The organism is Micrococcus terreus, from assembly GCF_900116905.1.
GTDB lineage: Bacteria > Actinomycetota > Actinomycetes > Actinomycetales > Micrococcaceae > Citricoccus > Citricoccus terreus.
Map to the genome: position 1 here is coordinate 1 of NZ_FPCG01000021.1, position 10,980 is coordinate 10,980.

Genomic DNA, 10,980 nt, shown 5'->3' on the forward strand with positions numbered 1-10,980 from the left:
CGCGACACCTACCTGCAGCCAGTCCTGCGTGATCGCGGCAACAAGACCGCCACGGAGCGCTGCAAAAACCCCGCCACCAAGCGAACGAAGCCACAACCCACACTCGGCGTGTCGCCCAGGGCTGACCGTCAACCCCGCGTCGTACCGGAAACGAACGTTTCACGGCCGCGCTCATGATTCCTGCTTGGTGGTGTCCTCTGAGTTCGCGTGGAGATCGGTCCAGGTCTGTCCGTCCTCGGAGATCTCCCAGGCCACCTCCGCACCTTCGGGTCCACCCCGCACTGTGGCGACCATGCCGGCCACCCCGGGCGTCGCGGACTGGTAGGCCAGGTTCACGCTCACGTCTCCGGGAATGGTTCGGGCTCGTAGCCCGGCCGGTGTGGACACTCCCAGCACCTGGCCGGTGGATGGGTCGATCACGCTGGCGCGCACGTAGGACCGGCCCTGGGCGGGGCGTTCCACGGTGGTCTCGGTGCGGATGGTGGAGGCGGCTGCGAGCCAGTCGCCCTCGTCGTAGTCGACCTCGTGTGCCCCGACCCGCTCGGAGTACGCCACGGGCTCCTTGTGTGCCCCGTTCTGGGTGCATCCGGCGTCTTTGGTCATCTGCTTCAGACGCATGATGAACCGTCCCCGGTTTGATGCCGCTTCCTTTCGAGTCTGGAAGGAAGATAGAGAGCATGCCGAAGAGGATCCCGGAGGAAACCAAGCAGCGGGCCACCCGCCTGGTGCTGGACCACCTCGATGAGTACCCCACCCTGACCGCTGCCTGTCAGTCCGTCGGCGACCGACTGGGCATCGGAAAGGAATCCCTGCGCCGCTGGGTCCGCCAGGCCCAGATCGATGCCGGGGAACGCGAAGGGATACCTTCCAGCGAGAACGAGCGGATCAAGCAGCTCGAGCGGGAGAACCGTCAGCTGCGCGAGGCCAACGCGATCCTGAAGGACGCGGCGGTTTTCTTCGCCGGGGAACTCGACCCCCGACGCCGGTGATCCTCGGGTTCATCGAGGACCAGCGGGCCCAGGGCCGCTCGGTCGGGTCGATTTGCCAGGTCCTGCGTGAGCAGGGCGTGCGGGTCGCCGAGCGGACTTACCGGGCGTGGAAACGCGCCCAACCCAGCGCCCGGGATGTGGAGGACGCGGTGATCATCGATGCGATCCTCGCCGCACGGGTGGACGCAGCTGGCGGTGCCTCACCGGAGTCGATGTACGGGCGGCGGAAGATGACCGCGCTGCTGCGGCGCCAAGGCCTGGCGGTGTCAGCGCGCCGGGTCGACCGGCTGATGCGCCAGCTGGGGATCAACGGCCTGGTGCGCGGCAAGGGCGTGCGCACCACGGTCCCGGACCGCAACGCGGCCCGGGCACCGGACCTGCTGGACCGGGACTTCACCGCCGAGGCGCCGAACCAGCGCTGGGTCGCTGACTTCACCTACACCCGAGCCTGGGCCGGATTTGTCTACGTCGCATTCGTGATCGACTGCCACTCGCGCGCGATCGTGGGCTGGCATGCCGCGACCACGAAGACGACCCCGTTGGTCACCACCGCGCTGCGAATGGGACTGTGGCGCCGGGACCGGGCCGGGCACACCGTGAAGGACGGGTTGGTCCATCACAGTGATGCCGGATCTCAATTCACGTCCGTGGCCTTCGCTGAAACACTGGCGATGGAGGGCATCGCCGCCTCGATCGGATCGATCGGCGACGCCTACGATAATGCGCTGGCCGAGTCCACGATCGGGCTGTTCAAGAACGAGGCCGTCCGGGACAGCTCCCCGTTCCGGACCGGCCCGCTGCGCACCATCGACGACGTCGAATGGGTCACGGCCGGCTGGGTCGACTGGTACAACAACCGGCGCCTGCACTCCACCCTCGGCGACATCCCACCCGAGGAGTACGAGAGCGCGTACTACGCTGACCTCACCACGCCATCACGGCCGGTGCTGGCACCCGCATAGGAGCGGCAACGAACCGGGGACGGTTCATGATCATCTGGGCCAGGTTGGGGTGCCACATCATCATCGGCCCCAGGTTCGGGGCCTGTTCCTCCCAGACCTTGTACTCCATGCACATGGCCGCGTAGAGCTCGGCGGTGATGTCGCTGTGACGGTACCAGCACACGGGCACGTCAGAGTTGGTCAGCCGGTACTCCTTGACCAGCCAGTCCACCCACCGGCGCAGCCCGTTCCAGGCATCCCACTGCTGCTCAGCCGGGATCTCCCTCCACCGGGTGCCCAACCATTCCGGGGGCCCTTCTGCAGCCAGCGCGGCCACCACGTCCTGGTCCTGGTAGGGCAACGGTGTCCCTGCCCCTTCTTCCAGCCAGTCATCATCGTCATCGGTCCAGACGCCCATGCTCTTCCCCCTTGAATTCTGCTCAGTGCTCTCGACGTCGGTACGGGCGCGGCTGACCGGCGATGAACCGGGAGAGCCGTGCGATCATCTCCTGCTCGGCCGCGCGGGCCGACCCGGGTCCGGGGTGCTGGGCCATCCACCGGTGCATCGCTTCCTCACAGATCTCGCACACCCAGATCCCCTCCCCTGCGGTGACCCGACATTCTGCCCGGTCCAGCACATCGGTCTGCAGACAGTGCCAGGCCAGCACGGAGGTGCGCTGACAGAGCTGGCAGCGCACCGGCTCGCTCTGACCGTTCTCTGCCTGGACTGGTGTGCTCACGTGATGGTCCTTCGTGCTCGTCGTTGTACTCGGATCATCCGAGCGATGATCGCCACCGAGGCCCGCCGGCGGTCCCACCCAAAGTATTCCTTGCGTGCATCCATCAACCGGTGCAGCTGCTGGTGGTGCTGTCGGCACAGGGGCATCAGGTCCTCGTCGGCTTCCTGGGCCGACCAGGTGCCGGTGGACGTCTCCTGGACCACCCCGTCGTAGCTGACGTGGTGCAGATCCAGCGTCCCGGCCTGTTCCAGTGTGACCTGACAGACCAGACAGGCCGGTTCCATCCCGCGTGCCCGGCAGTCTCGGAACCACCGCACCCGCCGGAACCCCCACTGAGCTGAGCGCAGATACCCCCGGTAGGACTCCGATCCGGTGCGGTGCAGCCCGTACCTGGTCATGGCCCTGGCTCACCGGATCGGGGCGGCCGCCAGCGCATCCACCCGTGCGTCGGCCTTGTCAGTGGCCGATGGAGTCGAGGCCAGGGTCTGCGCTCCCCCGGTCAGCTCGGCCGCCAAGGCCTTGCTGTACCGGGCCGCGGCTTCCTTGATCGCCTTGCCGTCCTTGCGGTCCACCCACTTGGTCATCTTCATCAAGATGGGCCGTCCGTTGCGGTTCAGCAGCAGCCCCCACCCGAAGGGCAGCCGCCGCAGCTCCGAGACCGTCAGGACCTCAGTGTCGTGAAGCTGGTCCGAACTGGAGTGCCCATCGCGCTGGTGAGAGCGGGAGGTCCGCACGATCTGGCGGGTGCCGGCCAGCCGGGCGAACAGCTCCAGGTCCTGGACGTTGGAGGCACCACCGAGCTGGATCTTCACCGTGGCCGCATCGAACAGGGCTGTGGCCTGCTGCTCGCCCCACTCATTGCGGGCTTGGGCCAGGGACTGGAACACGGCGAAGGGACTGATCCCCACACCACCACCATCGGCCATCAGCTGGGTCAGACCCGGCCATGCCCCGGAGATGTTGGCGATCTCATCCAGCACCAGGGACAGCGGCGGGTCCAGGCGGTTGCCTGGCTTCTTGGCCGCCAGCTCACGGGCACGTTCGGTGATCGCATCCATCATGGCGATCAGGAACGGCCCGGCCGAGGATCCACCGGTCTTGGTGCCCACGATGTACAGGGTCCCGTTCTCGTTCAGGAACTTGTCGATGTCCAGGGTCTCTTCCACGTTGGTGGGCTTGAGCACGTCCCTGACCTCCGGGACCGACAGGCCCTTGACCGCTCCCTCGACGCCGAACCACTTGGACTGCAGCAGCTTCGGGTCACCGTCGATGATCCCCTGCAGCACCAGGTTCCAGTTCATGGCCGCCGCGGGGTGCTCGGAGAGGATCTTCACCGCTTCCTTGGCCTCGGAGGGGTTGTTGCCCCACCGCATCAGATCATCCACCGTGCGCCCACCCAGGGCTGCAGCGTGCAGCAGGGACTCCATGATCGTCACTGCCGGTGCCTGCCATTCCTGGTTGGCCGAGGACGATCCCAGCCCGGAGGCACCGATCAGGGAGGTCGCACGCTGGTTGGCGACTCGGGGCACCTCGCACCCAGTGATCGGGGACCACTTCAACGTGGTGGGCTGACCGGTCAGCCCCTGCGGGTCGAACAGGGCCACCGGGCCCTTGGCTGCGCGCAGCTCACTGGTGGCCCCCAGGTTGTCTGCTCGTGAGCTGGTGGTGATCACCGGACCCGGAGCATCCAGGATCGCCCCGATCAGCAGGTGCAGGCCCTTACCCGAACGGGGCGGCCCGATCAGCACCACCGATTCCTCCAGGGTGGTGTGCACGGGCACCCCCTCGGCCACACCCAAGTGCAGGGAGACGTCCGTGGTGGTGGGCTTCTTCACCGAGGGCCGGATCTTCTTGCCCAGAGACCTGGCGTGTCCGGGCCCGACCATCTTGCGGATCTCCGGGCGACGGGCGATGCCCTCGCGGTAGCGGATGTCCTTGATCAAAGCCGCGTCAGACTGCTTCCAGCGCGACCAGGCGTAGGCGCCGGCCCCGACCAGCACCCCCAGGCCCACCAGCAGTGCGATCAGCGCGGTCAGGCTTATCCACATCGGTGCGGTGCACCCACCAGAGGACCCGAACACTGCCGGGTCCGCGGTGACGAAGAAGCTCAACGGGTCGAACATCGTCTCCGGAGCCGGCGCGGACCCACAGGCCAAGGCGTTGACCCGGTTGCCCACCACCACGAAGAGCCCATACAGGCCGATCACTCCCAGTCCCAGGGCCGGCACGACCCACTCGCGGTACCCCGTTGCCTGGTCCCCTGCTGCTCTGAGGAGGCTCATGCGATCATGTCCATTCTCGCGTCGGTGTCGAACAGAGGAATCTCTGCCCGGGTCAGATCGTTCTTGACCTCGAACGAAGAGTTGCCCAGCCTCCACAGCCCGGTCCCTTTGGGCAGGGTCTTGATCAGTGCTCGTTCCCGGTCCGAGAGCTCCATCTCATCCGTGGTGATCCGCAGGGCGGAGGCATCCTGGCGGTAGATCACCTTCACATCGGCATCGGCCAGCAGGGACTTGGCCATCGCAGCCATCTTCGATCCCTGGTCTCCTGCCATGTCCAGGTCCGAGACCTTGTGCATGATCAGGATGTTGAAGATGCCGTAGGCCCTGGCCAGTTTCCATGCCTCGACCATCCGGCGCAGGTCCGCCTCGGAAGAGATGTTGTCCCATCCCTCTTCGTAGATCACCAGGCGCTGACCACCATCAGAGGTGGTGACCATCGCCTCGGTCCAGGCTCCCGCGCAGGCGTTGACCACGCGCGCGGCCTCGGGACTGGCACCGTTCAGCGAGGAGGTGTCGATCGACACGGCCGGGGCATCCCGGTCGAAGTCCACCGTGGAGGGTCCATCGAACATGCCCGCCAGGTCACCGGAGACGATCCGCTGCAGGGTCATCCACATCACCGACGCGGCCTCGGAGGCGTACTGGTCCTCCTCCTTACGCATCTGATCCAGGCCCACCAGAACGTCCGGGATCACCACCACCCGGTGCTGGCTCTCCGCTGCACCCTCGGCCCTGTCCAGGGCCGCTGAGAGCACGTAGTGCTCGGCTGGTTCCAGGTCCCGGCCCGTGAGGATCTTGGCCAGGGTGACCAGGATCGCCATGCGCCTGGTGCGCACCATCATCGCCCACCCCTGATCCATCAGCGGCTTGCCGTCGGTGTCCAGGCCCGGGCGGGTGCCCGGATCCAACGGGTTCAGACGGGTGCCCATCCCAGGACCGATCTGAATGACCGAACCACCCAAGGCCCGCACCACGATGGTCCACTCTCCCTTCTTGTCCGAGGCCACCGAGAGCTTGCGTCCGGCCAGCACCGAACGGATGGCGAAAGACTTGGCCAGCGAAGACTTGCCGGTGCCGACCTGGCCGAAGAACATCGCGGACATTCCCGAGATCACCCCCTGCCGGTACAGGGACCACGGGTCGAAGCAGAACGCTCCCCCACCATGCAGATCCCGGCCCAGGTAGATCCCCTCCGCCCCCAGCGAAGGCCCGGCCACGAAGGGGTAGCCGGTGGCGGCCGCATGCGCGGTGGTGTCCACCCCGGTGATCTTCAACGTCTTCAGCCCGTGCAGGGACTTCGCCCGGCGCTCCCCACCCGGCCCGAAGCTGCGGGGAGGGAAGGCCAGTTCGTCCTCACCGCGATTCTGTCCTGCTCGCACGGCGGCCAGGGCCTGGGCCCGTGCCCGGCGCACCTGCCGCCGGTGTGACTTCTTGGCCCGACCGCGCTCCATAGTCTCGGGAACGAAATCGAATAGCTCAACCTGATTCTGGTTCCTGCCAGCCTTCTTCATGCCTTCTCCACCCATCCGAACGGCAGGGCCGCTGCCAGCAGCCCCGAGTCCTGCTCCAGGTAGAGCTTGCGCAGCTCCACACTGGCCGTGACCGCCTTGGCCAGCAGGTCACCACAGTTGGCCTCCAGCTCCATCTCATCGCGGCCGGTAACCGTGACCAGCACGCTCATCCACAACGCCGCGTGTCCATCGACCAGCTCAGCCTCGGCTCGCTCGATGTCCTCCCACTCCCGCTCGTGTTCCATCGAGGGCTGACGATCCAGCTTCTTCAGCAGCCGGTCCGAGGTGGTCCAGTCCGCCTTGCGCCGCTGCAGCTTGCGCAGCGCAGCTCGCCCGTCTGTGGGCTGATAGATCGTGGTCACTGTGTGCCGGAAGTCTCCGGCGAAGACCAGTGCATCCAGGAACCCCAGACGCGCCTGAGACTGGGGGTATTCCGAGACCTTGTAGGTCCGGTGCAGGAACCCATCGGTGCGCACGTGGTCGCTGAAGACCTCCATGGCGACCGGCCCACCAGAGGAGGGGCTGACCCCCACCCAGTCACCGGACCGCTCGGAGATCTGCACGGTGGAGTCCGGATCGAACGCCGAGCGGGACAGTGCCGCCAATGAGCGTGGAGAGTGCCAGGCCACCACGGAGGTGCCCGATGCAGGCAGCGCGCCTTCGATAGTGGTCATCACCTGCAGGGCAACATCCATGAACGCCGGCAGGCCACCACCCTGGGCCTTGATACGTCGAGAGAGCACCTCACGGCTGAGCACCAGTGTCATCCACATCTCATGGACCGGGGTGTCCTGGGCCTCGGCCATCAGTTCCTCGAAGCTGGCATGGAGGAACGGCTCAAGGCTCGCACCTGCCACACCACCAGCAGCCACCACAGCCTGGCCCTTGACCTCGTAGAACTCCTTCACCCGGGCACCGGAGATCAGCGTGGTCTGATCCGAGCACTGGACCCGGGCCACACCGGGAAGCCTCACGGCCGCCGAGATCCCATCGCGCCAGTGCGTGGTGCGGTCCTCCTGGGTGTCGAAGGACTCCAGATCAAAGCCCTTGGAGGTCATGACCTTCGCGCAGACGATGCCCTCGCCCTTGCGCGGGTCGAACACGAAGGCAGCCCCGTTGGGCAGGGTGTACACCTTCAGCTCGTTGGCCTCCCCGGGCAGACGGAACCGGGCACCAGGGCCCGGGACGATCCGGCCCTTTTCATCTCGGCCGTTGCCTTGCACCGAAGCGCCCAACACCGGTGCCGAGGGCTCGGGTTGGCCAGCGTAGAGTTCATCGGCTGCCTCACGCTGGACGAAGACCAGCTGGGACTGGGCGCCCCGAACCCCATACCGGATGTACCGCCAGGCCCACTCCACCGGTGCCCGCCCGGCGATCTTAGGAATGGCCAGGCCGGCGAAGATCACCAGGATCACGATGCCGGTGATGAACCCGGCCGGGAAGCCTCCCAGCATGATCGAGAGCAGGGCCATGCCTGCCCCGATCCCAGCGGTGATCGTCTGGACCAGGTTCAGGCCCAGGACCACCCCGGTGGTCCTCTCACGCGGGAACCTGGTGCCGTCCCACGGCGATGCGATCTCACTCATGTCCATACCCTTCAAAGTCATTCACTGGTGGTGCACTGCTCAGTTGCCCGGGGAGCGCAGGCCCGGGCTGCGCGTGGGCGGAGCCTGCGCTCGACGCGCTGCCCCACCGCCCCCTGGAGACACAGGCCCTCGTGGGCCAGATGAACCGCCCCGGCTGCTCAGTGCTCGCCCGATTCCACGGCCTGCACGCCCCGCAACTCGGGTGGTGCCTTGTGCAGCCGAGCGCGAGGAGTTGAACACGCGCTGACCACCCATCACGGCCTGACGTTCGATGTTGTCGGTGGCCCCGCCGGTGACGAAGGAGACCATCGAGAGCAGAGCCAGGGGCATGGCCGCTGCCATCAGGATCAGAATGATCCCGGCCGCCAGCTGGACCCAGGATGATCCCACCGAGGCAGCGATCATCCCGATCTTCATGATCACGGCGGCCACCGGCTTGGCCACGATCAATCCGATCAGTATCGAGACCCAGCGTGAACCCACCGCCCGTGCCGGCTCCAGGGCCAGGCTGAAGATGGCCACTGGGCCAAAGACGGTGAGCACAATCACGGCCACCAGGCGGAACATCATCATCAGCAGCAGCACCAGGCAGACCAGGAAGATGATCAGGGCCACCAAGAAAGGCATGATGAACTTTCCCGGGTCCCCTCCTTCCGCGGCCATGGCCCACTGCTCGTAGTTCTCATCCACGAGCACGTCCCCGGTGGCCGGGTCATAGGCCAAGCCGAACAGGTTCAGCAAGGCCCCCAGCGCGTCGGCTTCCCCGTTGTTGGCCCCGATGCTCAGGATCCACATCGTCAGCCGGTCTACCGCGGCCAGAACGACCCAGATGATGCCAGTGACCACATAGATCGCCGGCACCGCGACCACGGACACGACCAGGGCCCGCACCATCCCAGCCGTGGATCCACGGAACACCGAGAGCACTACCTGCAGGACCACGAACATCATCAGCAGCGGGATCATCGCGATCACCACCACATTGAGCATCCCGGGGTGATCCACCGTAGAGACCACCGACCCATCCACGCGGGTAACGACCTGGCCACCGACCACGGTGATCCACCACTCCGAGGTCATCGACCCGGCGCTGAAAGAATCACGGATCAGAGCCCACGAGGACTGGGCGAACCCCAGAATGCCCTCGTGCAAGATCTTCGCGAAGTCCATGCTCCCCCTCCTCTCTGGCTACCGTGCTGGCTCAGAAGAGCTGGATGCCGCCGGCCCACGCGATGGCCCCGGAGATGCCGCCGACGATGGCCGCCCCCAGCAGGATCCACAGCAGTGTCGACAGCGAGGCCTCCTGGGTCCGACCGGAACCGGAGACCTTGCCCGCGATCCAGACGATCACGGCGATCACTCCGAAGATCGCCAGGGCCACAATGACGGATCCCAGGATCCATCCACCGACCTGGCGAAGTGCATCCATCCACGGTGCAGACATATCCGGCTTGATCCCGGGGTTGACTCCTGTTGAAACTGTGGCCAGCATCAGCTCGGTCTTGATAGCAGAGAACATCCTGTTTCCTTTCCTCATCCCCGCCTGGCGGGGTCCCTCCACGCCCACGCCGGGCACAGAAACCTATTCACGACGCGGAGCAGTCCCCGCCGACCTTGAACTTCTTCACTTCCTTGGACGGACCACCCACTGCGTTGGCCTGCAGTCCGGTACGAACCTCGACCTCAGTGCACGCTGCAGCTACTTGGTTCTCGGCAGAACAGTCCGGACCCGTGGGCTGCCACTTGACGGATTCGATGGCCACGTCCCCTCCGCTGCCATCCCAGTCGCCGCGACTGCGTAGATCCACATCCCCGGCCAGCGTGCGCACCAGCGCAGCTCGCTGGTCGTTGGGGATCTTGGGGTCCTCCTTGTCGAAGTCACGCACGGCCTTCTCCACACACGTGGTCCTCGGAGCCTTCTTATCGATCACGACGTCCTGCTGACGGGCCGCCTCGGGCATCAGCTCCCCGGTACCAATCTCCGAGCCGAACTTGATCGCCCCGGCGGCACCGGAGAGCACCACGGCCCCGACCAGGGCCAGCACGAACGCACGCAGCCCCTTAGCGGCACCGTTAGGCACCTTCCCGGCCTTGCTGCCCAGCCACAGGGCCACACCGATGATGGCCCCGATGGTCACGGCCACAATCGCGGTACCCAGGAACATCCCTGCCAGGGAGTTCAGTCCTGCCGGTCCTTCAAGCCCACTGGGGGAGATTCCATCGAGCATTGGTGTGCCCTTCAGCTGGTGGTGTTGGTGAACGTTCGCTGCCAGTTCGTCCTCAACCACCCAAGGTGTGTGTCGCGTCCTCCCCCTCTAACGCAGAAAGGGGGACCCACCCTCACGGGTGGATCCCCCACAGACCAGTCCTCGGTCTAGGGCGTGTCTCCCTTATCTGTGGTGAGGCTCGGGGCAGGCTGGTCGGGTGAGATCAACGGGATCGCGGTATCGGGTGTTCACGGACGAGCAGTGGGCGCGGATCGAGCCGTTGTTGCCCTCGAATCAGGGCCGGCGCGGGCACCCGTTCGGGGAGCACCGGCGGGTGGTCGAGGGCATCGCGTTCCGGTACCGGACCGCGATCCCGTGGCGGGACCTGCCCCGGGAGCAGTTCGGGCCGTGGCAGACGGTGTGGAAACGCCACCGCCGCTACGCCGCGGACGGCACCTGGGACCGAGTCCTGACCCAGGTGCTGGCCCAGGCCGATGCGGCCGGGATGATCGACTGGGCCGTCTCGGTCGATGCCACCATCGCCCGAGCCCATCAGCACGCCACGAACACGACCCGCCCGGACCAGGACACAGGGGGCCGGGGCGAATCAGAAGAAACTGCCGCTGACCGAGGTTGAACCGCCTGGTCACGGCATCGGGCGCTCCCGCGGTGGACTGACCACTAAGATCCACCACGCCGTCGATGGCCGGGGCCGGCCGCTGGC

Annotated in this window: 11 protein-coding genes and 1 pseudogene; 2 read left to right on the plus strand and 10 right to left on the minus strand. The window is 66.4% G+C overall.

From position 1 onward, the window contains the following. Positions 1-171: 171 nt before the first annotated feature. Positions 172-618, minus strand: coding sequence for a hypothetical protein (locus BM355_RS13750; protein ID WP_091699690.1), 447 nt, complete (start codon positions 616-618; stop codon positions 172-174). Positions 619-677: 59 nt separating this feature from the next. Between BM355_RS13750 and BM355_RS13755 the strand changes: the two genes are divergently transcribed. Further along, positions 678-1,951, plus strand: a protein-coding gene (locus BM355_RS13755; RefSeq protein WP_091699693.1) for an IS3 family transposase whose coding sequence is annotated in 2 segments (ribosomal slippage) — positions 678-948 and positions 948-1,951 — 1,275 coding nt in all. Because the reading frame shifts where the segments join, the coding sequence is not laid out codon by codon here. Here BM355_RS13755 and BM355_RS13760 read toward each other — a convergent pair. The 9 genes from BM355_RS13760 to BM355_RS13800 form a co-directional block, all read right to left on the minus strand. Beyond that, positions 1,914-2,348, minus strand: coding sequence for a hypothetical protein (locus tag BM355_RS13760; protein WP_245760835.1), 435 nt, complete (start codon positions 2,346-2,348; stop codon positions 1,914-1,916). The genes BM355_RS13755 and BM355_RS13760 overlap by 38 nt on opposite strands. A gap of 22 nt (positions 2,349-2,370) precedes the next feature. Further along, complete coding sequence (locus tag BM355_RS13765; RefSeq protein ID WP_091699695.1) at positions 2,371-2,670, minus strand: hypothetical protein; 300 nt, start codon at positions 2,668-2,670, stop codon at positions 2,371-2,373. Next, positions 2,667-3,068 carry a hypothetical protein gene (locus tag BM355_RS13770; RefSeq protein ID WP_091699698.1) on the minus strand — a complete coding sequence of 134 codons (402 nt, stop codon included), beginning with the start codon at positions 3,066-3,068 and terminating at the stop codon, positions 2,667-2,669. Before BM355_RS13770 ends, BM355_RS13765 begins: the two co-directional genes overlap by 4 nt. A 9-nt stretch (positions 3,069-3,077) precedes the next feature. Beyond that, positions 3,078-4,952: a type IV secretory system conjugative DNA transfer family protein gene (locus BM355_RS13775; protein WP_091699701.1), complete on the minus strand. Its 1,875-nt coding sequence runs from the start codon at positions 4,950-4,952 to the stop codon at positions 3,078-3,080. After that, on the minus strand, positions 4,949-6,403 hold the full coding sequence (locus BM355_RS13780; protein ID WP_245760836.1) for a conjugal transfer protein TraC: 1,455 nt from the start codon (positions 6,401-6,403) through the stop codon (positions 4,949-4,951). The genes BM355_RS13775 and BM355_RS13780 overlap by 4 nt, the downstream gene beginning before the upstream one ends. A gap of 56 nt (positions 6,404-6,459) precedes the next feature. Next, entirely contained in the window at positions 6,460-8,049 is a 1,590-nt protein-coding gene (locus tag BM355_RS13785) for an SCO6880 family protein (RefSeq protein WP_245760837.1), read from the minus strand. A gap of 39 nt (positions 8,050-8,088) precedes the next feature. Then, positions 8,089-9,219, minus strand: coding sequence for a TrbL/VirB6 family protein (locus tag BM355_RS13790; RefSeq protein ID WP_091699705.1), 1,131 nt, complete (start codon positions 9,217-9,219; stop codon positions 8,089-8,091). 31 nt (positions 9,220-9,250) lie between these two features. Further along, the gene (locus BM355_RS13795) at positions 9,251-9,568 is read right to left on the minus strand and encodes a hypothetical protein (RefSeq protein ID WP_091699707.1); all 318 of its coding nucleotides are present in this window, start codon (positions 9,566-9,568) and stop codon (positions 9,251-9,253) included. 67 nt (positions 9,569-9,635) lie between these two features. Further along, positions 9,636-10,277, minus strand: a complete 642-nt coding sequence (locus tag BM355_RS13800) for a hypothetical protein (RefSeq protein ID WP_143109532.1) — start codon at positions 10,275-10,277, stop codon at positions 9,636-9,638. Positions 10,278-10,473: 196 nt separating this feature from the next. On the opposite strand from BM355_RS13800, the pseudogene BM355_RS13805 reads away from it, so the two are divergent. After that, a pseudogene (locus BM355_RS13805) lies at positions 10,474-10,980 on the plus strand (IS5 family transposase); the annotation flags it as partial.

What these genes read in the sequence shown, in the direction of transcription:
- BM355_RS13750 (WP_091699690.1), bottom strand. Translation starts at nt 618, where the DNA reads ATGCGTCTGAAGCAGATGACCAAAGACGCCGGATGCACCCAGAACGGG.
- BM355_RS13760 (WP_245760835.1), bottom strand. Translation starts at nt 2,348, where the DNA reads ATGGGCGTCTGGACCGATGACGATGATGACTGGCTGGAAGAAGGGGCA.
- BM355_RS13770 (WP_091699698.1), bottom strand. Translation starts at nt 3,068, where the DNA reads ATGACCAGGTACGGGCTGCACCGCACCGGATCGGAGTCCTACCGGGGG.
- BM355_RS13775 (WP_091699701.1), bottom strand. Translation starts at nt 4,952, where the DNA reads ATGAGCCTCCTCAGAGCAGCAGGGGACCAGGCAACGGGGTACCGCGAG.
- BM355_RS13780 (WP_245760836.1), bottom strand. Translation starts at nt 6,403, where the DNA reads ATGGAGCGCGGTCGGGCCAAGAAGTCACACCGGCGGCAGGTGCGCCGG.
- BM355_RS13785 (WP_245760837.1), bottom strand. Translation starts at nt 8,049, where the DNA reads ATGAGTGAGATCGCATCGCCGTGGGACGGCACCAGGTTCCCGCGTGAG.
- BM355_RS13790 (WP_091699705.1), bottom strand. Translation starts at nt 9,219, where the DNA reads ATGGACTTCGCGAAGATCTTGCACGAGGGCATTCTGGGGTTCGCCCAG.
- BM355_RS13795 (WP_091699707.1), bottom strand. Translation starts at nt 9,568, where the DNA reads ATGTTCTCTGCTATCAAGACCGAGCTGATGCTGGCCACAGTTTCAACA.
- BM355_RS13800 (WP_143109532.1), bottom strand. Translation starts at nt 10,277, where the DNA reads ATGCTCGATGGAATCTCCCCCAGTGGGCTTGAAGGACCGGCAGGACTG.